15 protein-coding genes and 1 tRNA gene are annotated in these 23,848 nt (G+C 65.4%); 10 read left to right on the top strand and 6 right to left on the bottom strand.

Features of this window, described 5'->3' with window-relative positions; translation table 11 throughout:
* The first annotated feature begins 8 nt into the window (after positions 1-8).
* Positions 9-737: a Bax inhibitor-1/YccA family protein gene (locus V8J55_RS04880; RefSeq protein WP_037517262.1), complete on the top strand. Its 729-nt coding sequence runs from the start codon at positions 9-11 to the stop codon at positions 735-737.
* A gap of 75 nt (positions 738-812) precedes the next feature.
* Positions 813-1,703 (top strand): DUF2785 domain-containing protein, encoded by an 891-nt coding sequence (locus tag V8J55_RS04875; RefSeq protein WP_336444592.1) that lies wholly within the window; start codon positions 813-815, stop codon positions 1,701-1,703.
* On the opposite strand, the gene V8J55_RS04870 is transcribed toward V8J55_RS04875, so the two are convergent.
* Positions 1,700-2,341 carry a glutathione S-transferase family protein gene (locus tag V8J55_RS04870; RefSeq protein ID WP_336444591.1) on the bottom strand — a complete coding sequence of 214 codons (642 nt, stop codon included), beginning with the start codon at positions 2,339-2,341 and terminating at the stop codon, positions 1,700-1,702. The two genes, V8J55_RS04875 and V8J55_RS04870, sit on opposite strands and share 4 nt — an antisense overlap.
* 102 nt (positions 2,342-2,443) lie before the next feature.
* On the opposite strand from V8J55_RS04870, the gene V8J55_RS04865 reads away from it, so the two are divergent.
* Entirely contained in the window at positions 2,444-3,205 is a 762-nt protein-coding gene (locus V8J55_RS04865; protein ID WP_336444590.1) for a competence/damage-inducible protein A, read from the top strand.
* On the opposite strand, the gene V8J55_RS04860 is transcribed toward V8J55_RS04865, so the two are convergent.
* Positions 3,178-4,431: an MFS transporter gene (locus V8J55_RS04860; protein ID WP_336444589.1), complete on the bottom strand. Its 1,254-nt coding sequence runs from the start codon at positions 4,429-4,431 to the stop codon at positions 3,178-3,180. The two genes, V8J55_RS04865 and V8J55_RS04860, sit on opposite strands and share 28 nt — an antisense overlap.
* 60 nt (positions 4,432-4,491) lie before the next feature.
* Between V8J55_RS04860 and V8J55_RS04855 the strand changes: the two genes are divergently transcribed.
* Positions 4,492-5,274 (top strand): transglutaminase-like domain-containing protein, encoded by a 783-nt coding sequence (locus V8J55_RS04855; protein WP_336444588.1) that lies wholly within the window; start codon positions 4,492-4,494, stop codon positions 5,272-5,274.
* Between the two features lie 100 nt (positions 5,275-5,374).
* On the opposite strand, the gene V8J55_RS04850 is transcribed toward V8J55_RS04855, so the two are convergent.
* Together V8J55_RS04850 and V8J55_RS04845 are read right to left on the bottom strand one after the other, a co-directional pair.
* A tRNA-Gly gene (locus tag V8J55_RS04850) sits at positions 5,375-5,448 on the bottom strand.
* Between the two features lie 49 nt (positions 5,449-5,497).
* Positions 5,498-5,968 (bottom strand): Lrp/AsnC family transcriptional regulator, encoded by a 471-nt coding sequence (locus tag V8J55_RS04845; protein ID WP_336444587.1) that lies wholly within the window; start codon positions 5,966-5,968, stop codon positions 5,498-5,500.
* 97 nt (positions 5,969-6,065) lie between these two features.
* Here V8J55_RS04845 and putA point away from each other — a divergent pair, with 97 nt between their 5' ends.
* A complete protein-coding gene (putA, locus tag V8J55_RS04840; protein ID WP_336444586.1) occupies positions 6,066-9,161 on the top strand; it encodes a bifunctional proline dehydrogenase/L-glutamate gamma-semialdehyde dehydrogenase PutA in 3,096 nt (1,031 codons plus the stop codon).
* A 210-nt stretch (positions 9,162-9,371) separates the two neighbouring features.
* Here putA and V8J55_RS04835 read toward each other — a convergent pair whose 3' ends face one another.
* The gene (locus tag V8J55_RS04835) at positions 9,372-10,310 is read right to left on the bottom strand and encodes a tetratricopeptide repeat protein (protein WP_336444585.1); all 939 of its coding nucleotides are present in this window, start codon (positions 10,308-10,310) and stop codon (positions 9,372-9,374) included.
* Positions 10,311-10,468: 158 nt separating this feature from the next.
* On the opposite strand from V8J55_RS04835, the gene gdhA reads away from it, so the two are divergent.
* From gdhA to V8J55_RS04810, 5 genes are read left to right on the top strand one after another with little or no spacing between them, the layout of a single operon-like run.
* Positions 10,469-11,824 (top strand): NADP-specific glutamate dehydrogenase, encoded by a 1,356-nt coding sequence (gene gdhA, locus V8J55_RS04830; RefSeq protein ID WP_336444584.1) that lies wholly within the window; start codon positions 10,469-10,471, stop codon positions 11,822-11,824.
* 49 nt (positions 11,825-11,873) lie between these two features.
* Positions 11,874-13,337, top strand: a complete 1,464-nt coding sequence (locus V8J55_RS04825; RefSeq protein ID WP_336444583.1) for a multiheme c-type cytochrome — start codon at positions 11,874-11,876, stop codon at positions 13,335-13,337.
* A gap of 4 nt (positions 13,338-13,341) precedes the next feature.
* Positions 13,342-15,315, top strand: coding sequence for a heme-binding protein (locus tag V8J55_RS04820; protein WP_336444582.1), 1,974 nt, complete (start codon positions 13,342-13,344; stop codon positions 15,313-15,315).
* Positions 15,316-15,318: 3 nt separating this feature from the next.
* A complete protein-coding gene (locus tag V8J55_RS04815) occupies positions 15,319-17,250 on the top strand; it encodes a hypothetical protein (RefSeq protein ID WP_336444581.1) in 1,932 nt (643 codons plus the stop codon).
* 41 nt (positions 17,251-17,291) lie between these two features.
* Positions 17,292-21,542, top strand: a complete 4,251-nt coding sequence (locus V8J55_RS04810) for a hypothetical protein (protein ID WP_336445707.1) — start codon at positions 17,292-17,294, stop codon at positions 21,540-21,542.
* A gap of 103 nt (positions 21,543-21,645) precedes the next feature.
* Here the strand turns inward: V8J55_RS04810 and V8J55_RS04805 are convergent, their stop codons facing one another.
* A complete protein-coding gene (locus V8J55_RS04805) occupies positions 21,646-23,739 on the bottom strand; it encodes a RelA/SpoT family protein (RefSeq protein ID WP_037517395.1) in 2,094 nt (697 codons plus the stop codon).
* Between the last annotated feature and the right edge of the window lie 109 nt (positions 23,740-23,848).

Below are 23,848 nucleotides of genomic sequence, written 5' to 3'. Positions count from 1 at the left end.
TAATGACAATGGCGAATTGGAACGACCCCAATATGGCGGCTTCCGGTTTTGGTGCCGGCGCGAACGCAATGGACCAGGCCGTCGATGCCGGCCTGCGGTCGTACATGCTGTCGGTTTACAATTATATGGGCTCGGGCGTGCTGCTGACCGGCATCGTCGCGATGCTGGCGTTCAACAGCGGCTTTACCCAGTCGCTGATCGGCAGCCCGCTGATGTGGGTGGTGATGCTCGCGCCGCTGGCCTTCGTGCTGGTGCTGAGCTTCGGGATCAACAAGCTGTCGACTACGGCGGCGCAGACATTGTTCTGGGTCTATGCCGCGGTGATGGGCCTGTCGATGTCGACGATCTTCCTCGCCTTTACGGCATCGTCGATCGCGACCACCTTCTTCGCGACCGCGGCGGCTTTCCTTGGCCTTAGCCTCTACGGCTATACGACCAAGAAGGATTTGTCGGGTTTCGGCACCTTCCTGATCATGGGTGTTGTCGGTATCCTCGTCGCGATGCTGATCAACATGTTCGTGCAGTCGAGCGCGCTCAGCCTCGCGATCAGCGTGATCGGTGTGCTGCTGTTCGCGGGCCTCACCGCCTATGACACGCAGAAGATCAAGAGCATGTATTTCTATGTTCGCGGGACCGACTTTGTCGGCAAGTCGGTGATCATGGGCGCGCTGACGCTCTACCTCGACTTCGTCAACATGTTCACCTTCCTGCTCAACCTGCTGGGCAACCGCGAATAAGCCGACGGACGACGAACGAAACAAGCGGGCCCGGCGGAGCGATTCGCCGGGCTCTTTCTTTTTTTGGGGGATGGGATGAAATGGTTCGCGGTGCTGGCGTCGGCCGGCTTGATGCTGACGGCGCCGGCGGCGGGGGAGAGCACTGGCGTCTGTACCGTCGCGCGGCCCGCTGGTGACCTGAAGGGCCATGCCGCATCCTTCTTCCCGAAAGCGGGTAATGCCGATCTGGACGCCCTTGCCGCCTGCCTCGGCGATCCCGATCCGGCAATGCGCGACGATTTCGCTTTCACCATGTGGTCCGAAGGGCTGCGCGGCAAATATCTGACGCCCGCGCAGATGCGCTACGCGCTCGGTGTGTTGACGAGGATGGTCTCGGCGCCCGACGATGCCGCGGGCTTTCGCCGACCCTTTGCAGCGCTGACGCTGTCCGAGATCGCGCGCGCCGACCGTGTCGAGGCCTTTCTGACCGAGGCCGAACTTCACGCACTCGCCGAAACCGGGACGACATATCTTCGCGGCGTCACCGACTATCGCGGCTTCATCGCCGGCGAAGGCTGGCGGCATGGCGTCGCGCACGGCGCCGATGTTATGCTCCAGCTGGCGCTCAACCCGCGCTTGTCGCGCGCGGATGCTGACTTGTTGCTCGCGGCTATCGCGGCGCAGGTCGCGCCTCCTGGATCGCACGCCTATGTCCATGGCGAGGCGCGGCGGCTCGCGCGCCCGATACTTTTCCTCGCCAAACGCGCCGACATCGACGATGCCGCTTGGGCGGCATGGTTCCGGTCGCTCCATCCCGATGACGCTCCGCGCTGGAAGGCGCCTTATGCCAGCGAAACGGGATTGGCGGCGGTGCATAACAGCAGTGCGTTCGGCGATGCCGTCTATGTCGCGGCCAGCGAATCGCAGGATCCGCAGGTCCGGCGGCTCGCGCCGTTTGCCGCCGGATTGCTGAAGGCGCTGCCCTAGGCGGGGGCGGTGCCCGCCGCCTGTATCTCGGCGATCAGGCCGTTGTCGATCTCCTTGGCACGCTTGTACGCGGCGCGTGTCCGCAGGGGGGCGACATAGGCCTCGAACGCGGGGCGCGACGCGATCGTGCCGAACTGCAGTCCCCAGTCGATCTGGCTGCCGACATAGACGTCAGCGGCGCTGAAGCGGTTGCCCGCGACGAACGCCTTGCCCGCGACGGCGCTTTCGAGCGCGTCGAGCGCGGCGGGAAGCGAACCGAAACCCGCCATGCGTTGCTGGTCGGCATCGGGCTCGAGCCCGAAATGCTTGGCGGTGATCGCCTGTTCGACGGGCCCCGAAGTGAAGAACAGCCAGCGGTAATAATCGGCGCGGTCGGCCGCATCGGGCGCGAGGCCGGCTTCGGGGAAGGCGTCGGCGAGATAGGCGCAGATCGCCGCGCATTCGGTGATGACCTTCCCATCGTGGACGACTGCCGGGACCTTGCCCATGGGATTGATCGCCAGATAGGCGTCGTCCTTCATAGTCGTTCCATAGTCGAGGATACGCGGTTCATAAGGCGCGCCGACCTCTTCGAGCATCCAGCGGACGATCTGCCCGCGCGACATCGGATTGGTATAGAAAATCAGGTCTTCGGCCATCGCGTTTCTCCCATGCGGTTCGATTCGGATGTGAACATATCAGGAACACCGTCCGGCTGCCAGCGGGCTTGTTTTGTCACCATTCGCAGCTAAGGCAAGGGCATGAGCGACGAACGCATCTGGACCGCCGCCGTGCTGGTGATCGGCGACGAGATTCTCTCGGGCCGCACGCAGGACAAGAATGTGTCGCAAATCGCGACCTGGCTCGACGTGCAGGGCATTCGCCTGCGCGAAGTGCGCATCGTCCCCGATGTCGAGGAGGAGATCGTCGATGCGCTGAACGCGATCCGCGCGCGTTACGACTATGTTTTCACCACCGGCGGCATCGGCCCGACGCACGACGATATCACCGTCGATGCGGTGGCGAAGGCGCTTGGTGTCGGGGTCATCATCCACCCCGCCGCGCGCGCGATCCTCGAAAATTATTACACCGCGCGCGGCAGCGAGCTGACCGAGGCGCGGCTGCGCATGGCGCGCGTGCCCGACGGCGCTGACCTGATCCCCAACCGCATGTCGGGCGCGCCGGGCATCCGCATCGGCAATCTGTTCGTGATGGCGGGGGTTCCGCACATCACCGCGGGCATGCTCGACGCGCTGACCGGCGAGCTCGAGGGCGGCGCGCCGCTCGTCGCGCAGACGATCGGCGCGTGGGCGCCCGAAAGCGAGATCGCCGACCTGCTGCGGCAGGGCGAAAAGGACCATCCGGGGGTCGCGATCGGCAGCTACCCCTTTTTTCGCGACGGCAAGATCGGCGCCAATTTCGTCATCCGTTCGATCGACGGCGAACAGGTCGCGGCGTGCGTCGGGGCGCTCACCGCGGGCTTCGAAGCGCTCGGCTATGCGGTGACCGACGGCGGCATCTGATCGGCGGCATCATCGTCGCTTGTCCGCGTCGCGCGCGGCAGGCGGCGGAGCATCAGGATCGCGAGCAGGCCAAAGATCGCCGCGACGACGAACGCTGCGCCGGGGAAATGCACCGGCGCGCCGTCGGCAGTGAAATAGGCCATCGTCCCGGTGAGGAGCAGCGGCGCAAATAGCTGCCCAAGCCCCATCGCCATCGCCGAAATTCCCTGCACTTCGCCCTGCGTTTCGGCAGTTGCGCGGCGCGACATCATCGCCATCAGCGACGGCTGCACCGGCGCCTGCAACGCGACAGGGATCAGCAGCAGGAAGGCGCCGATCGTTGAGGTGGTGAAGGCATAACCAACATAGACCGCGACCGCGACGAGGATGCCGAGCGTCGCCGCGTCGCGCTCGCCGAAGCGCGCGACCGCGGGGCCGACGACGAAGACCTGGCCGAGCGCGATCATCACACCGACCGCGGCGAGGCTCGCGCCGATCATCCCCGGCGTCCAGCCGAGCTGCGCGATGCAATAGAAGCTCCACGTCATCGGATAGACGAGGCTCGCGATCTGCCACAGCACGAGCACCCCCGCGACGCCGTCCATGCCGGGCAGGCCGCGCATCGTCTTCCACGCGCCGAGCGGATTGGCGCGGCGCCAGTCGAACGCGCGGCGGCGTTCGGGCGGCAGCGTCTCGGGAAAGATGAAATAGCCATAGAGCATGTTCGCCGCGGCAAGGATCGCCGCCGCCACGAACGGCGCGCGCGGGCTGATCTCGCCGAGGAAGCCGCCGAGCGCCGGCCCCGCAACGAAGCCGATGCCGAACGCCGCGCCGACGAAGCCGAAATTGCGTGCGCGCTCTTGCGGCGCGGTGATGTCGGCGATCGCCGCCTGCGCCGCGGCGTAGCTGCCGCCGAAAATGCCCGACAGCGCGCGCGCGACGAACAGCCACGGCAATGTCTCGACGATCGTCAGCAGCGCATAATCGACCGCGAGCCCGCCGAGCGCGAGCAGCAGCACGCGCCGCCGCCCGAAATGATCGGACAGATTGCCGAGCACCGGCGAGGCGAGGAAGGTCGCGACCGCCATGACGAGGCCGATCCACGCGCCGACCTCGATCGCGTGCGGCAGATCGATCTCGCCGACCTCCATCACAAGCTGCGGCAGCACCGGCATGATGATGCCGAAACCGACCGCATCCATGAAGATCGTCGCGACGATGAACGGGATGGTCCGCGCCGGCGTCACTTGCTCTTTCTTTCTGCTGTCCCTAGCGCCACCGAACCCTCCTTCATGCGTTGCCGATAGATGAAACTCGAAATTTCCGCCTCCCTAAATTACCGCCTGTCCGAACCCGTCGACCTGATGCTGCAGATCGAGGCCGCGAACGGGCACGGCCAGCGCGTCCTTGACGCGTCGCTCGACGTCGGCACCCCCGAATTTATCGCGCGCGTCCCCGCGGCCGACGGCATCTGCGAGCCGATCTGGCTGCGCGCCGAGGGGAGTCTCCGTGCCGAATATCGCGCGCGGGTGGAGATCGACCGTCCCGACACCGACTTCCGCTCGCTCGCCGCGGTGCCGCTCCACCGGCTTCCGGCCGGGGCGATCCCCTATCTCAACGAGTCGCGCTATTGCCCGTCGAACAAGTTCCACGCCTTCGTCGAGCGTCGTTTCGGCGACCATGAGGGCGGCGCGAAGATCGGCCGCATGCGCGACTGGATCGAAAGCCGCTTTACCTATGTCTCGGGATCGAGCGATGCCGAGACGGGCGCGCTCGACAGCTTCGTCGAACGCCGCGGTGTGTGCCGCGACTATGCGCATGTGATGATCGCGCTCGCGCGCGCCGCGCATATCCCCGCGCGCATGGCGAGCGCCTATGCGCTCCGTGTCGCCCCGCAGGATTTCCACGCCGTCGCCGAAGTCTATCTCGACGGCGACTGGCATCTCGTCGACGCGACGGGCATGGCCCGCGCGTCCGAAATGGCGCGCATCTGCGTCGGGCGCGATGCCGCCGACATATCTTTCCTGACGGCGTATCGCGATATCGCGTTCGTCAGCCAGTCAGTGAAGGTGGAGCGCGTCGAGGGTTGAAGGGCCCGTCGTGGCGAAGCCACACCGTCGATCCTCGCGGTGCAAAGTCGGCCGAGCTTTGCTGATCGCGATCTAGCGTGGCCTAATTTCTGCGAAAGCCTGGAGCGGGTGAAGGGAATCGAACCCTCGTCGTAAGCTTGGGAAGCTTCTGCTCTACCATTGAGCTACACCCGCGTGGCCTGCGCGATTGGCACAGGCGCGCGCGGCGGTCAATCTCTTGGCGTTAGCGCGCCGATTCGCAGATCGTCTCCATCGCGACGAAGGTCGACGTGCTCGCGACATGCGGCAGGCTCGAAATTTTCTCGCCCAGCACAATCCGGTAACGCCGGATGTCGGGGGTGCGGACCTTGAGCAGATAATCGAAGCTGCTCGCGATCATGTGGCATTCCTCGACCTCGGGAATCTGCCGGACCGCATTATTGAACTGCTTGAGCGCTTCCTCGCGCGTGTCCGACAGCTTGACCTCGGTGAAGGCGACATGGTCGAGCCCGACCTTCGCCGGATCGACGATCGCGCGAAAGCCGACGATCAGCCCGCTGTCGACGAGGCGCTTCACGCGTTGCTGGCATGGCGTTTTCGAGAGGCCGACCTGTAACGCAAGCTCGGTAAAGGTGATCCGCCCATCGCGGCCCAGAATCGCGAGAATCTTGCGATCAAAATCATCCAGTTCGACTGTCGATGAGGTATTTTTCATGCATATCGACTAGGATTGATCCAAAACTTGGTCAATTCATATATCGAACCCGCCAAAACAAGTCGGATCGACTTACGGCAATATGGTATCAGGCGACATGACCCAAAGCCCCGACCGCGCGCCCATTCGTGCCCTCGCCCGCCGCAGCGAATCCGACATCGTCGCCGAGCTGCGTAGCGCCCTTGCCACCTCATCGGCCAGCGTCGAAGCCGTGACGCGGCGCGGGCTCGAATTGATCCGCAAGGCGAAGGCCGAGGGCGAGCGCGAGACGCTCGTCGCGCAGCTGATGAACCGCTATCGCCTGTCGACCGAGGAAGGCGTCGTGCTGATGTGCCTCGCCGAGGCGCTGCTCCGCGTGCCCGACAACGCGACCGCCAATGCGCTGATCCGCGACAAGATCGCCGGGCGCCACTGGAAGGATGGCGAGGATGAGGACAGCCCGCTGATCGTCGCGCTGTCGTCACGCGGGCTTTCGCTCGGCTCGGCGACGCTGATGCTCGACGCGATGGGCAGCCGGGCGAACCCGCTGACGCTCTTGAAATCGATGGTCCGCCGCTCGGGCGAGCCGGTGATTCGGCAGGCGGCGCTCGCGGCGATGAAGATGCTGGGTCAGCAGTTCGTGATGGGCGAGACGATCGACGCCGCGGTCAAGCGCGCCGACAAGGAAAAATCCGAACTCGCGAGCTTCGACATGCTCGGCGAAGCCGCGCGCACCGCCGAGGATGCGCAGCGCTATTTTGAGAGCTATGCCAATGCGATCGCGCGTATCGGCAAGGGTGCGAAGCCGGGCGACCCGCATGCCAACCACGGCATTTCGATCAAGCTCTCGGCGCTCCACCCGCGTTACGAATATCTCCAGCACGCGCGCGTGATCGGCGAGCTGGTGCCGAAGGTGATCGAACTCGCCAATGCGGCGCGCGCGCTGAACATCCCGCTGATGATCGACGCCGAGGAAAGCGACCGGCTGGAACCGCATATGGACGTGTTCGCGGCGCTGATCGACGCGGGGATCGCCGACGGCTGGACCGGGCTCGGCATCGTGATCCAGGCGTATCAGAAGCGCGCGCCGGCGGTGATCGACTGGCTCGCGAACCGTGCGCGGACGCGCGGGGTCAAGTTGTCGATGCGACTCGTCAAGGGCGCCTATTGGGATACCGAGATCAAGCGCGCGCAGACACTGGGGCTCGGCGATTTCCCGGTGTTCACGGCAAAGCTGCACACCGACCTCAACTATATGCGCTGTGCGCAGTTGCTCCGCGATTGCCAGGATTGCATCTATCCGGCGTTCGCGAGCCACAATGCGATGACGCTCGCCTTTGTGTCCGAATTGTTCGCGGGTGCCGACTACGAGCTGCAGCGGCTGCACGGCATGGGCGAGGGCGCCCACGACGCATTGGTCGCGCTGTTCCCGCCGCCGCGCCCGGTGCGCGTCTATGCGCCGGTGGGGACGCACCGCGACCTGCTCGCCTATCTCGTCCGTCGCCTGCTCGAAAATGGCGCCAACTCCAGCTTTGTGCATCAATTCTCGGACCCCGGTGTTACCGCCGAACAGCTTGCGGTCGATCCGCGCAGCGTCGCGAGCGCGGCGTCGTCGAACATTGCGTCCGGTCTCGGCCTGTTCGACCCCGTCCGCCGCAATTCACGCGGCTATGATCTGGGCGAGCCGGGCGTGCCCGAAGCGCTGGTGTCGGCGATCGGCGCGGCGCGGCGGGGCGACCTTGTCGCGGCGCCGATCGTTGGCGGTGCCCCGCGAAAGGGCAAAGCCGAAGCGGTGCGCAACCCCGCAACGGGCGCGGTTGTCGGGCAGGTGATCGAGGCCGACGCCGCGACGGTCGCCGATGCCGTCGCCGCAGCGCAGAAGGCGCACGGCGACTGGAGCCTCGCGGGCGGCGCTTTCCGCGCCGAGCGGCTCGAGCGCGCCGCCGACCTGCTCGAGGAGCATGACGCGCGCTTCCTCGGCCTTGCGATCGACGAGGCGGGCAAGACGCTCGTCGATGCGATCGCCGAGGTTCGCGAAGCGGTCGATTTCCTCCGCTATTATGCCGCGCAGGCGCGCGCCGATTTCACCTACCCCGTCGCCCTCCCTGGTCCGACCGGCGAGCGCAACGAGCTGATGCTCGAAGGCAAGGGCGTGTTCGTGTGCATCAGCCCGTGGAACTTCCCGCTCGCGATCTTCCTCGGGCAGGTGTCGGCGGCGCTCGCCGCGGGCAACAGCGTGCTCGCCAAGCCCGCCGAACAGACCCCGCTGATTGCGCACGCCGCGGTCGAGCTGCTGCTCGAAGCCGGCATCCCCGGCGATGTGCTTGCGTTTCTGCCCGGCCGCGGCGAGACCGTCGGCGCGGCGCTCACGAGCAACAATGACATTATCGGCGTCGCCTTCACCGGATCGACCGAGGTCGCGCGGATGATCAACCGCAGCCTCGCCGGGCGCGACGGCCCGATCGCGACGCTGATCGCCGAAACAGGCGGCGCGAACGCGATGATCGTCGATTCGACCGCACTCCCCGAACAGGTCGCGCGCGATGCCGTCGCCAGTGCCTTCCAGTCGGCGGGGCAGCGCTGTTCCGCGCTGCGGCTCCTCTGCGTGCAGGAAGATGTCGCCGACACGATGATCGAGATGGTCGCGGGCGCGATGGCCGAACTCAATATCGGCGATCCGTCGATCCTCGCGACCGATGTGGGTCCGATCATCGATGACGAGGCGCGGGCGAACATCGCCGCCTATGTCGCCGAAGCGCGCGCCGCGGGCCGCGTGATCGCCGAAGCGGGCCGCACGAACCTGCCCGCCGACGGCCATTTTGTGCCGCCCGTGGCGATCCGCCTCGACCATGTCACCGACCTGAAGCGCGAGATTTTCGGCCCTGTGCTGCATGTCGCGACGTGGAAGGGCGGCGAACTCGACCAGCTCATCGATGCGATCAACGCCTCGGGTTACGGCCTGACGCTCGGCGTTCACACGCGCATCGACGGCGTGGCCGCTCACATTGCTGCGCGGGCACAGGTCGGCAATGTTTATGTGAACCGCAACCAGATCGGCGCCATCGTCGGTTCGCAGCCCTTTGGCGGGCGCGGGCTTTCGGGGACGGGTCCGAAGGCCGGCGGGCCACATTATCTGCACCGCTTTGCCGAGGAAAAATCGATCTCGACCGACATCACCGCGGCGGGCGGCAACGCGGCGCTGATGGCGGGTTAATCCTGCGCCGGCTGACGGGCGGTGGCTTCAGCGAGCTGCGCATCGGCCGACCGGCTCTGACCACGAGGCCCGATACAGAGTGGACAACTGTCCCGGGCAAATACGTCCGAAATCGTCTCGCGGCAAAAAGCCGCGGCGACCCTATGTTATGGTTGCCCCCCGCAGCGATGACGGCGTACCGCTTCGCCGCGCGCGCGCCAATGGGTAATTTTACGCACCCGGCACGCCGAGCAGCTGCGCCTGCGCCTTCAATCGTCCCGCCGCCGCCGGGTTGACTGCAATGCCATCCTTTAGCGCCTGCGCGGCCTTTGCGGTTTCGCCGAGCGTCATGCGGCTACGCATCAGCATGATCCAGCGGTCGACGTCGGCGGGATTGGCCTTGAGCTTCGCCTCGAGCCCGCTCACCATGCCCTGTATCATCTGGTCCTGCTGTCCCTTGGGGAGCTGCGACGCCGCTTCCATATCGGCGCGGCTCGGCCCCGGGATCGCGCGTGCGGCAACCGGCATTTCATCGGCGGTCAGCGGGCGTGCCGCTGTGCTCGCGAGCCGTGCCGCGACGTCGATCTTGTGGATCTGCCCGACCTGCTCGATCGTGCGGCGGAGGTCGGCCTCCCATGGCGCCCCCTGCGGCGTGTCGGCGAGCAGCGCGAACCAGTCTTCGATCGCGCCCTTGTGATCGCCGCCGATATCCTTCTTCACCGCGAGGAAATAGCGCGCGCGCGGGTCCTTGGCGTCGAGCGCGATCGCCTTGTTGAACGCTTCGAGTCCGGCGGCGGGCATCGGGTCGCTGTCGCTTCCCATCACCCGCGCCTCGCCCAGCGCCGACCAAAGACCCGCCGATTCGGGCGAAAGCGCGACCGCTTTCTCATACGCCCCGGCCGCACCCGCGAAATCGCTCATGTCGAATCGCGCCGCGCCGAGCGCGGTCCACGCTTCGGCGCTGTTCGGCTCGCGCCTCGTGCGCGCTTCCAGCTCGGCGAGTTGGTCGGACGGCGCGCCCGTGGCCTGCGCCACGGGATCGGAGACCGAGGGCCCGGAATCGCGCCAGATCGCATAGCCGATGGCGGCGGCCAGCAGAATGAAGGCGGCGATCAATATCGTCCGGTTGGTGCTCGTCATGCCGCCGGCCATCTTGTTGCTCTCGCTCATTTTTGCCCCTCTTGTGCGCGCCGCGAAAAAATGCCGCCTGTGCGCGCAGTCATATTGCCTTTGCTTGGCGATGGTGTAGCCTTTGGCATACAAGGTCGGTCAACGATAAAATCGTCAGGGGTCGCACCGGCTTTCCCAGTCATACAGGGGAGGGGTGCATGGCAGTTTCGGATCACGTCGACTTTTCGACGTTCATGGAAGGCGTGAAAAAGCGCAACCCGGGTCAGCCCGAGTTCGTCCAGGCGGTGCAGGAAGTGTCCGAGGACATCTTCGATTTCATCGCCGACAAGGAAGAATATCACGCGCAGCAGATATTGCGGCGGATCGCCGAGCCTGACCGCGTCGTGTCCTTCCGCGTCTGCTGGGAAGACGACAACGGCAATATCCGCGTCCAGCGCGGCTGGCGCGTCCAGAACAACAACGCGATCGGCCCGTACAAGGGCGGCATCCGCTTCCACCCGAGCGTTACCGAAAGCGTGCTCAAATTCCTCGCGTTCGAACAGACGTTCAAGAATGCGCTGACCGGGCTGCCGATGGGCGGCGGCAAGGGCGGTTCGAACTTCAATCCCAAGGGCAAGAGCGTGCGCGAGATCATGCGCTTCTGCCAGAGCTTCATGACCGAACTCTATCGCCACATCGGCGCCGACATCGACGTGCCCGCGGGCGACATCGGCGTCGGCGGGCGCGAGATCGGCTTCATGTTCGGCCAGTATAAGCGGATCACCAACGAATTTACCGGGGTGCTGACCGGCAAGGGGCTCGAATGGGGCGGCTCGCTGATCCGTACCGAGGCGACGGGTTATGGGGCGGTTTACTTCCTCGCCAACATGCTCGCCGCGAAGGGGCAGGATCTGGTCGGCAAGACTGCGGTCATCTCGGGATCGGGCAATGTCGCGACGCACGCGGCCGAAAAGATCGTCCAGCTTGGCGGCAAGGTGCTGACGCTCTCGGATTCGGGCGGCTTCATCCACGACCCCGACGGCATCACGCAGGAAAAGATCGACTGGGTGAAGGCGCACAAGACGCACCGCCGCGGCCGGATCGAGGAATATTGTGATGAATTTAAGGGCGCGAGCTTCACGCCGGGCAAGACGCCGTGGGGCGTGAAGTGCGATGTTGCTTTGCCGTGCGCGACGCAGAATGAGCTGCTCGGTGACGACGCCAAGACGCTGGTCAAGAATGGCTGCATCGCGGTCAGCGAAGGCGCCAACATGCCGACGAACCTTGAGGGCGTGCATGTCTTCAAGGATGCGAAGATCATGTTTGCGCCGGGCAAGGCGGCGAATGCCGGCGGCGTCGCGGTGTCGGGACTCGAAATGAGCCAGAACAGTGGGCGCCGCGCCTGGAGCGAAGGCGAGTTACAGCAGATGCTCAAGGACATCATGGACGGCATCCACAAAAGCTGCCTGACCTATGGCGATGCGGGCGACGGCTATATCGATTATGTGAAGGGCGCCAATATCGCAGGATTCAAGAAGGTTGCCGACGCGATGCTGGCTTTCGGGGTGGTGTAATTCGGCTCAAGGCGTAAAAGCGCCGGGTTGGGGAAAAGGGGTTCTGCGGATGATGACGCACGCTGGAAAGGAGCGCGGCGATCGGCCTTGGGCGGCGTTTGCCGCCCTTGTGCCCACGCGCGCGGCGTTGGCCGCCTTGGCGGCGATGCTGCTCGCGCTCACCATTGCGGCGTTCGTCTTCGCTCCCCCTGCCCGCTCGCAGGGGGAAAGCGGCGCGCGTTACACCGGCGTCGCCTCGTGCGCGGGCTCAACCTGTCACGGCCGGATGGAGGGCGACGGCACCGTCGTCCGCCAGGACGAGCTGATGAAATGGCAGGAGCCCTCGACCCCCGGCGGCGCGCACAGCCGCGCGTGGGCGGTGCTCAGCAACAACCGCAGCCAGTTCATCGCGCGCAATCTGGGTATCGGCGACCCCGCGAAGGCGCAGATGTGCCTTGGCTGCCACAGCACCGCGGGCACGGCGCGCGCGGTCCCGGCCGAAGACGGCGTTGGCTGTGAATCGTGCCACGGCCCCGCGGGCGGCTGGCTCGCGAGCCATTATGCGGGCGTCGGAACGAACGCCGATCCCGACCGCGAAATGCGCCAGAAGCATCTCGCTAACCTGTCGGCGGGGCTGAAAAAGCTCGAGGATCCGGTCGTCCGCGCGGGCGTGTGCGTCGATTGCCACTTCGGTTCGGCCGCCGACGGCCAGTTCGTCACGCACCGCATCATGGCCGCGGGTCACCCGCGCATCGCCTTCGAGCTCGACCTCTTTTCGTCGCTGCAGGCGCATCATCAGGAAGATGCCGACTATGGCTGGCGCAAGTTCGGCGCCCCGAACCGGCGTACCGACCACGTTCAGATGTGGGCGGTCGGACAGGCGACCGCGATCGAACGCAGCCTCGCGCTGTTCCAGACGCGGCGCGGGACCGAGGGCATGTTCCCCGAATTTTACTTCCTCGACTGCCACAGCTGCCACCGCCGCATCTTCGATCAGGCGAAACCCGTGCGCACCGGGCTCGACAATCCCGGCCGTGCGATCCCCGAGGGCATGCCGCCCTATAATGACGAGAATCTGATCATGCTCGCCGCCGCGGCGCGCATGGCGTCGCCGGCGCTCGCCGACCAGCTCGCGGCGCGCGCCACGGCGTTCCACAAGGCGATGGCGACCGACCGGCAAAGCGTGGTCGCCGCGGCGGCGCAGCTCTCGCAGACGGTCGCGGCGCTCAAGAGTGCGTTCGCCTCGCGTAATTTCTCGGGCGCCGACGCCTTTGCGATGGTCGACGCGATTTCGGCAAAGGCGATCAGCGATCGCTACACCGACTATTCGGGATCGCAGCAGGCCGTGATGGGCGTCGACACCTTGCTCAACGCGATGGTGTCGTCGGGCCGCGTCACCGTCGGCGCTGCGGCGGGTATCCGCGGCGACATCGACCGCGCTTATGCTTCGGTCAAGGACCCCAACGCCTACAAGCCGTCCGAATTCCAGGCGTCGTTCGGCAGCGCGGTGCGCGCGATCGGGGCGCTGCGGTAAGATCATGCAAAGCAGAACGCATCTTTTCCGTTCGGCCGCCTTTGCCGCGATGGGCGCGTTGCTGCTCACTTCGTGCGGGGGTGGAGGCGGCGGTGGCGGCACGCCAACCCCGACACCCACGCCCACACCGACACCCACGCCGACGACGGTCTATACCCCGCCCGCCGCCGAAGCGCTGACCACGGCCGACGTCGAGCGCGTGCTTGCGCAGGCGATATCGGAAGCGCAGGCGCGCGGGCTTCCTTCGGTGATCGCGGTGACCGACCGCGTCGGCAATGTCCTCGGCGTCTTTCGCATGACCGGCGCGCGCGCGACCGCGACCACCGCGCCCGCGCCCAATGGCGTGAATATCGACGCGCAGAATGTTCCCTTCCCCGCCGAGGGCGGCGCGATCGCCAAGGCGGTGACCGGCGCGTACCTCTCGAGCGGGGGCAACGCTTTCTCGACCCGCACCGCGAGCCAGATCGTGCAGGAACATTTCCCGCCCGCTCCGGGCGTTACGGCCGGGCTTGAAAGCGGGCCGTTGTTCGGGGTGCAGTTCAGCCAGTTGCCGTGCAGCGACCTCTCGGCGCGTTTCGGTGCGCCGGGCGCGGCGGCGCTGATCGGCCCCAAACGCTCGCCGCTCGGCCTCGCCGCCGATCCGGGTGGATTGCCGCTCTACAAAAATGGCGTGCTCGTCGGCGGCATCGGGGTGATGGGCGACGGAGTCTATGGCAGCGATGCCAACATCCTCGATATCGACAATGATCCCGAGGAATTCATCGCGCTCGCCGGCACGCGCGGGTTTGAGGCGCCCTCGACGATCACGGCCGACAAGATCACCGTCGACGGGACGAGCCTGCGCTTTTCGGATGCGACCTTTGCCGGGGTGATGTCGAGCGGCGGCGCAAGCTTTGCCAGCCTCAACGGCGCCGCGGGCAATCTCGTCGCGGTGATCGGCTATGCCAATGCCGCGGTGACCGCGGGGATCGCTTATGGCAGCGAGGCCTCGGGCATCCGCGCTTCGACGCCGGCCGAATTTTCGAACCGCGACGCGTTCGTCCTGACCGACGGCAGCGGCGCCAACCGCTATCCGCTGCGCGCGGGCACCGACGGCGCGACGAACAGCGCGCCGCTGACGCAGGCCGAGGCGCGCGCGGTGCTCGAGGAAGCGTTCACGGTGATGAGCCGCGCGCGCGCGCAAATCCGCCGGCCGCTCGACAGCCGCGCGCAGGTGACGATCAGTATCGTCGATACGCATGGATCGGTGCTCGGCATCGTACGCTCGCCCGACGCGCCGATCTTCGGCACCGACGTGTCCTTGCAAAAAGCTCGCACCGCCGCTTTCTTCTCGGGCGCGCAAGCGGGTGCGGAACTCGGCGCCAACGCCAGCGCCGACGTGCGCCAGTTCGTCACCGCAACACGCACCTTCCTGAACAGCCCCGCGGCGCTCACCGGCAACATCGCCTATGCCGACCGCGCGGTCGGCAATCTCGCGCGACCCTATTTCCCGGATGGCGAGGTTGGCCGCCCGCAAGGGCCGCTGTCGCGCCCGATCGCGCAGTTCAATCCCTTTTCGACCGGGCTGCAATCGGCGCTGATCATCGGCAATCTCGGCGCACACCTCGGTTTCGTCTCGGGCGCCAGCCCGACCGACACACCAGCGCGCTGCACGACTCTGCCCGACGTCGCGGCGGGGCAGAACCGGCTGCAGAACGGCATCCAGATCTTCCCCGGCTCGGTCCCCATCTATCGTGGTAATCAGCTGGTCGGCGCGATCGGGGTGTCGGGCGACGGTATCGACCAGGACGACATGATCAGCTTCCTCGGTGCGCATAATGGCGGTGCGCGCGTCGGCGGCATCGGCAATGCGCCGGCCGCGATCCGTTCGGATACGGTTGTCGTTACCGTCGGCGCCGGAGTGCGTCTCCGTTACATCAGCTGCCCGTTCGCCCCGTTCCTCGACACGGCGAACCAGAATGTCTGCGACGGGCTATAGGCGATGATGACGGGGGGCAGCCTTTGGCCGATCATCGCGACGCTCGCGGCGCAGGGCGCGCCGGGGGCCGATGTCACGCCGCCGCCGCCCGCGCCCGAAGGGCCCCCGGTCGCGGGCGACGCCGCCCCCGCCGAGCAGCCCGTCGAAGAGCTGATCCCGCCGCCGCCGCCCGTCGACTGGCAGGAGGTGGTCAAGGACGACCCGATTACCGAGATCATCGAGGGCCGCCGCCGCCCTGGGTATCGCCCCGATCTCCCTGATGCGCTCAGCCAGGACAATGTCGGCGCGCTGCGCCCACCGCCGCCGCAAGCCTTTCCGGGGATGGAGGATCAACTCCCGGTCCCCGACCGCTGGCGTCTCATCGAAACATTGGGCGTGGTCAAGGAACGCTGGTTCGACCCCTATAACCAGAACACCTACAAGGGCGACCGGGCGATCGATCGCAGCAAGGTCAAATGGCTGCCGATCAAGGGCGACGACTGGTTCATCGTCGCCAATGCGGTGTCCGACACGGTGTTCGAACCGCGCACCTTCCCGATCCCCGTCGGCGTCCAGACGACCGAGCGGCCGGGCAGCCTCGACGTTTTCGGCAAGGACCGCAGCTTCGTCTTCGCGCAAACCTTCATCGCGGGCGCGGCGCTGATCAAGGGCTCGACCGCGTTCAAGCCGCCCGACATCGAATATCGCGTCACGCTCGCCTATCAGGCCAATTATGTCGACGTGCCCGAACGGCGCGTGCTCGACGTGCGCCCGTCGAAGGCGAGCCATCGTTATGACAGCTTCCTCGGCGTGCAGGAGCTTTTCGTCGACAAGCATCTCGGCAACACGTCCGACCGCTATGATTTCTATTCGATCCGCCTCGGCATCCAGCCGTTCCAGAGCGACTTCCGCGGTTTCCTGTTCAACGACAGCCAGCTCGGCATCCGCCTGTTCGGCAACCGCGACAACAATCGCTTCCAGTATAATCTCGCGGCCTTCTGGCGGCTCGAAAAGGACACCAACTCGGGGCTCAACGACATCACCCAGACCCCGCGCAGCGATTTCATCTTCACGGGCAATCTCTATCGGCAGGATTTCCCGGTCGTCGGGCTGACCAGCCAGGTCAGCGTGACGTACAATATGAACCGCGAAAAGAATGACGTGCAGATCGACCACAACGGCTTTCCGGTGCGGCCGGCGCTGCTCGGCGACCTGCGCGGGCGCGAATATGACGTCGTCTATCTGGGCTACAGCGCCGATGGCCGGATCGGCCGGATCAACGTCACCGCGAGCTTCTATGCGGCGCTCGGCGAGGACCGGAACAGCTTCTTCACGAGCAAGCCCGCCGAAATCCGCGCGGGTTTCGGGGCGGTCGAGCTGAGCTACGACCATGACTGGATGCGCTTCCGCCTCTCGGGGCTCTACGCGACCGGCGACGGCGATCCGTATAACAACACCGAAGGCGGCTACGACGCGATCTTCGAAAATCCGATCTTCGGCGGCGCCGACACCAGCTACTGGATTCGCCAGACGATCCCCTTCGCGGGCGGCGGGCGCGTCATCGCGATTAGCGGGCGCAACGGCATCTTGAACTCGCTCCGCTCGTCGAAGGAAGAGGGGCAGTCGAATTTCAACAATCCGGGCACGGTCTTCGTCGGCGCGGGTGCCGATTTTGACCTGACCCCCGAATTTCGCGTCAGCACCAATTTCAACCATCTGTGGTTCGAAAATACGTCGAGCCTGCAGGCGCTGCGCACCGAAGGGTCGATCCCCAAGGATATCGGATTCGACCTTTCGGTCGCGACGATCTGGCGGCCGAAGGCGACGCAGAATATCGTCGGGCGCCTTAGCGGCGCGGTGCTGCTGCCCGGCAAGGGGTTCAAGGATCTGTTCGACAACAAGCAGAAGAACGACGCCTATGTGTCGATCCTCGCCAATGTGATCGTGAGTTTCTGATCGTGACGCGCAAACTCTTCGCCCTGCTCGCCTTTTTGACGATGTGCGCGGCCTTCGGTGCGAGCGTTGTCCGCGCAGCCGAGGAGGAAAAGCCGCTCAAGATCGAATATCGCTTCACGCCGCCGGCGCCGCGCGAGCAAAGCGATGCCGATGTAACCGCCAAGTCGGACGGCTGTTACAGCTGCCACACGCGCACCGACCAGCCGTCGATGCACGCGACCCCCGCGGTGAAGCTCGGCTGTACCGATTGCCATGGCGGCGACGCGAGCCAGCGCGGTACGCCGAGCCTTGGCTATCAGCATCCGACGAACAAGGCGGTGATGAAGCTCGCGCATCCGCAGCCGACCTTGCCCGGCGCCTGGCACGACAGTTCTGCGAACCCGCAGCGCAGCTATACTTTGCTCAACAAGGAATCCCCCGAATTCATCCGTTTCGTGAACCCCAGCGACTATCGCGTCGCGCGCGAGGCGTGCGGCGCGTGCCACCTCGAGGTGATCGAGGCGACCGAGCGTTCGATGATGTCGACCGGCGCGATGCTGTGGGGCGGCGCGGCGTATAACAACGGCATCGTTCCCTACAAGAATTACATCTTCGGAGAGGCTTATACGCGCACCGGCGAACCCGCTTGCATCCTGTCGCCCTCGTCGCGGCTGACCGCCGAGGAATATAAGGAGGCGTGCAAGCCAAGCTTCGGTTTCGACAAGATATTGACCGACGAAGAGAAAAAGCGCGGCGCGCTCGCCAAAATGTATCCGCTGCCGCGCTGGAGCGTGCTGCCGCCGGGCGACGTGTTCCGCGTATTCGAGCGCGGCGGGCGCAACATCAACACGCAATTCCCCGAAATCGGCCTGCCGAACCCGACTGGCAGCATCCAGCGGCTCGAGGAACCGGGCCGTCCCGATCTCAAGCAATCGAACCGCGGTCCTGGCACGGGCCTGCGTGTCTCGATCCCCGTGCTCAACATCCACAAGACGCGCCTCAACGACCCGCTGTCATGGTTCATGGGGACGAACGACCAGCCCGGCGACTATCGCCATTCGGGCTGCTCGGGCTGTCACGTTATCTACGCCAACGACCGCGAGCCGCGGCACAGCCTGGCCTACGCCAAATTCGGCCGCGACGGCGAAACGGCGACGGTCGACCCGACGATTGCGGAGAAAAAATGGAAGCCCGAGGGCGGACATGGCGGCGATGCGCATGGCGCCGAGGATGGTCATCAGGCCGGTGGCGGTCACGGCGCGCTGATCGACCCGGCCGACCCCGAGGTTCCGGCACGCCCCGGATCGCCGGCGCGCGGTGAATCGGGCCACCCGATCAGCCACGCCTTCACGCGCGCGATCCCGACCTCGCAGTGCATGTCGTGCCACATGCATCAGCCGAACATCTTCCTGAATTCGTACCTCGGCTACACGATGTGGGACTATGAATCGGACGCGCCGCAGATGTGGCCGGGGCCGGACAACACTGCGCCGCGCCCGCCGGGGATGAGCGACGAGGAGTATCAGAAGAAATATAAACAGCAGCGCTATCCCACCGCGGCCGAGGTGCATCAGGTGCTCGAACGTAACCCCGAGGGTGCGGCGACGCGCGGGCTGTGGGCCGATGTCGAGTTTCTGCGCGACGTCTATGACGTCAACGACAGCAACAAGGATACGCAGTTCGCCGACTATCACGGCCATGGCTGGAACTTCCGCGGCATCTTCAAGCGCGACCGGAGCGGCAATCTGCTGACCGCCGACGGCAATATGGCGACCTACGGCACCGACACCGCGAACATCATCGATCCGAAGGACCCGGAAAAATGGCGCAAGAGCTGCAGCCATTACACCGATCCGAAGGAGCGCGACCTGTGCCTGTCGAGCGCCGATCCGGGACGTCCGGGCATCGAGGGCAAGTTCGTGCCGCCCGGGCTGAACCCCGGCAAGGCGGTCCATATGATGGACATCCACGCCGAAAAGGGCATGCAGTGCGCCGACTGCCACTTCGCGCAGGACAGCCACGGCAATGGCTATATCCAGGGCGAGGTCGCGAACGCGGTCGAGATCAGCTGCAAGGACTGCCACGGCACCGCCGATGCCTTCCCCAACCTGCTGACCTCGAACGTCGCGGCGCGGCCGCAGGGCAATAATCTGGCGCTGCTGCGCAACCCCGACGGGCGGCGCCGTTTCGAATTCCAATATAATGACGATGCCGAAGTGATCGGCCTCATCCAGCGTTCGATCGTCGATCCGAAGCTCGAATGGCAGGTCAGCCTCGTCAAGCAGGCGGTGACCCCGGGCCCGCATTTCAACGCGAAAGCGGCGCGCGCGAAGCTGATGGCGCGGTCAGGCTCGGAGGACGGCAAGTTCGAATGGGGTCCGGGGGTTGGACGCGAGGACCGCGCGCACGGCGACGACAAGATGACCTGCTTCACCTGTCACCTGTCGTGGACGACGAGCTGCGGCGGCTGCCATTTGCCGATCGAGGCGAACTGGAAGACCAAGATGCACCATTTCGAGGGCGAGGAGACGCGTAACTTCGCGACCTACAACCCGCAGGTGGCGCGCGACGAAATGTTCCAGCTTGGCCGGCATCAGCTCACCAAGCCCGGCGAGCCCGGCCCGAACGGCGAAGCGCGCGGCATCATCACGCCCGTCCGCTCGACCTCGGCGCTGGTGCTGTCGTCGACCAACATCAACCGCGAGCGAATCTATGTGCAGCAACCACCGATTTCGTCGGCAGGCTATTCGAGCCAGGCGTTTGCGCCGCACTTCCCGCACACCGTCCGCCGCTCCGAAACCAAGCAGTGCAGCGACTGCCACCTGTCGGCCGCCGACGACAATAATGCGATCATGGCGCAGCTCAATCTGCTCGGCACCAACTTCGTCAATTTCGTCGGATTGAACGTCTGGTCGGGTCAGGAAAACAGCTTCCAGGCGACCCGCGTCACTGAATGGGACGAACCGCAGGCGGTGATCGGCAGCTACCTCCAGAAATATGCCTATCCCGACTATTGGAAGCTGCACGTCGAACAGAATGGGCGCGAGCTGAAGAACTGGGTGCGCGGCAAGATCTTCGACAAAAAGGGTTCGGGCGAAACGCATGCGCTCGAGGAATTCGCCAATATCGTCCAGGGGACGAGCGGCCGCGTGAACTGCCTGCAACAGCGCGGCGAATATATGTTCGTTGCCGAGGGCAAGGGCGGCTTCCGCGTCTATGACGTCGCGTCGATCGGCAACAAGGGCTTCTCCGAACGCATCATCCGCGCGCCCTTCTCGGCGCTCGGGCACGACACGCATGTTAAGACGAAGAATGCGACCTGCATGGCGCTCGCGACGACGCAGCCGGTCAGCGTGTCGCGCAACGAGAATATCGTGAAGAACTTCCCCGAAAACCACGAACAAGTGATGCACGATATCTACCGCTATGCGGTGATCACCGACAGCGTCGAAGGGCTGGTTCTGGTCGACATCGACACATTGGCCGACGCTGAATTCCGCAACAACAAGTTCAAGCGCGCGCTGACGTGGAACGAAGGCAATGTGCTGGCGGGCGCGCGGCATGTGACGCTCGCGGGCAGCATCGCCTATGTCACCACCGACGCGGGGCTCGTCGTGCTCGACCTCTCGACCCCGCTGCAGCCCAAGGTCACCGCGCAGCTGCCGCTGACCGATGCGCGCGCGAGCGCGGTGCAGTTCCGTTACCTCTGGGTCACCGATGCCGAGGGCGTGAAGCTGTTCGACGTCACCAATCTCGCGCAGCCGGTCGCGGTGCCGTCGGGCACGGTGCGGCTCGCCAACGCGCGGAAAATCTACCTGGCGCGGACGTACATGTATGTCGCGGCGAAGGCCGACGGGCTCGTCATCGTCGATGTGACACGCCCTGCGGCGCCGATCGTCTGGCCGGGGCTGACCTTCGGCGGCCTCCTGAACGATGCCGAGGACGTCATCGTCGCGTCGACCAATGCCTCGCTGTTCGGTTATGTCGCCGACGGCCGGAACGGGATCAAGGTGCTTCAGCTGACCAGTCCTGAGAATCCGGGTCTCTATGGCTTCTCGCCGAAACCGACCCCCGAGCTGATCGCCTGGGCGAAGACGCCGTCGCCCGCGCTCGCACTGTCGAAGGGACTCGACCGCGACCGTGCAGTCGACGAGACCGGCGGCCAGATGGCGGTGTTCGGCCGTGTCGGCTCGCGGCCGTTCACCCGGCCCGAGATGGAGAAGCTGTTCCTGAACAGCAAGGGCATGGTCTACAAGGTCAGCGACGAGGTCGACCAGAATGCCTGGCGGCCGCCGTTGCTTTACGCGAACTGATGAATCGTCGCCCCCGCGAAGGCGGGGGGCCGCTGGCTGCTTTACTCGGCAGCGTTCCGTAAACCGACTGCGGCCCCCGCCTTCGCGGGGGCGACGGGATGCTCTACTGCCGCTCGGCCTGCACTACCGTGTCCGACGCGCGCAGCGCTGACAAGATGCGCATCACATGCTGGACGTCGCGCACCTCGACGACGACGTCATAGGTGTGGAAGCCGCCCTCGCGGTTCGACAGGCGCAAATTTGTGATGTTCGCCATATTGGCGGCGAGGATGCCCGACATTTCGGCGAGCGTGCCCGGTTCGTTGAGGATGACGATGCACAGCCGCGCATTGCCGCCCTCACTGTCTTCCTGCCAGCGCAGATCGATCCAGTCGGCGTCGATCCCGTCGGCAAGGCGGGGGCAGTCGATGACATGCACCTCGATCCCCTCGCCCGGCCGCGACAGGCCGACGATGCGGTCGCCCGGGACGGGGTGGCAGCAGTCGGCAAGCTGATAGGCGACACCCGGGGTCAGCCCGGCGATCGACACCGCCGCGCCTTGCACGAGCTTGCCCGGCTTGGTCTTCATCTCGGCGGTGATGCCGGGGACGAGCGCTTCGAGTAGCGCATTGTCGGTGATCCGCTGCTTGGCGATCGCGACATAGAGCGCGGTGTCGTCGTCGAGCTTCAGCCGCTCGCGCGCCGCGATCCGCGCCTTGTCGCCGACCTTGTTCGGCAGGCGAAGCGCGATCTCGTCGTACATCTTGCGGCCGAGCGCCGCGAGTTCGACCTTTTCCTTCGACCGGACATGGCGGCGGATCGCGGCGCGCGCCTTGCCGGTGACTGCGAAGCCCAGCCACGCGGGCTGCGGCGTCTGCTTGTCGGACGAGAGGATTTCGACCGTGTCGCCATTGTTGAGCTGCGTGCGCAGTGGCACCAGCCGCCCGTTGACCTTCGCGCCGACGGTGCGGTCGCCGAGCCCGGTGTGAACCGCATAGGCGAAATCGACCGGCGTCGCGCCCTTGGGTAGCTGGTGCAGGCTGCCCTTCGGCGTGAAGGCGAAGATGCGGTCCTGATACATCGCGATGCGCGTGTTTTCGAGGAACTCCTCGGGGTCGTGCGTCTGCTCGAGGATTTCGATCAGATCGCGGATCCACCCCGCCTGTCCGTCGGGAACGGCGCCGCCCTGTTTATACGCCCAGTGCGCGGCGAAGCCGAATTCGGACTGCTGGTGCATGCCGAGGCTGCGCAGCTGGATTTCGATCCGCATATTCTGCTGGTGCATGATCGTCGTGTGCAGCGATTTGTAGCCATTGCGCTTCGGGGTCGAGATATAATCCTTGAACCGGCCTGGCACCATTTTCCACTTGCGGTGGATCAGCCCCAGCGCGGCGTAGCAATCGGCGTCGGTGGGCGTAATGATGCGAAAGGCGATGATGTCGGTCACCTGTTCGAAGCTGACATGCCGTTCCTGCATCTTGCGCCAGATCGAATAGGGATGCTTCTCGCGCCCCGACACCTCGGCCTCGATCCCGTTTTTCGCGAGCAGCTCCTTGAACTCGCGGCTGATCGCCGCGACCTTGTCTTTGCCGCCTGCGGTCAGCTTGGCGAGGCGGCCGGTGATCGTCGCATAGGCTTCGGGCTCGAGCTCGCTGAACGCGAGCAGCTGCATCTCGCGCATATATTCGTACATCCCGATCCGCTCGGCGAGCGGGGCATAGATGTCCATCGTCTCCTTGGCGATGCGGCGGCGCTTCTCGGGATTCTTGATGAAATGCAGCGTCCGCATATTGTGCAGCCGGTCGGCGAGCTTGACGAGCAGAACGCGAATATCGTCCGACATGGCGAGCAGGAATTTGCGGAGATTCTCGGCGGCGCGCTCATTCTCGGTCTGCGCCTCGATCTTGCTGAGCTTGGTGACACCGTCGACGAGGCGGCCGACGTCGCTGCCGAACAGGCGTTCGATCTCCTCGGGCGTCGTCAGCGTATCTTCGAGCGTGTCGTGGAGCAGCGCGGTGACGATCGTCTCGGCGTCGAGATGGAGGTCGGTCAAAATGCCCGCGACCTCGACCGGATGGCTGAAATAGGGATCGCCCGACGCACGCTTCTGGCTGCCGTGCTTCTGGACGGTAAACACATAGGCGCGATTGAGCAGCGCCTCGTCGACGTCCGGATCATAAGCGCGCACGCGCTCGACAAGTTCATATTGTCTCAGCATCGCAGCCAATGTCGTTCATGCAGGCAATATTGCAATGCGAAATTTGCTTGCGCGGAACCGCCGACATTCAGCAACTTTGATAAAGCCGGTTGGAAGCATCGTTCGCGGT

This window comes from Sphingopyxis sp. CCNWLW2 (genome assembly GCF_037095755.1).
GTDB lineage: Bacteria > Pseudomonadota > Alphaproteobacteria > Sphingomonadales > Sphingomonadaceae > Sphingopyxis.
This window is presented reverse-complemented; position numbering and strand designations above follow the sequence as displayed.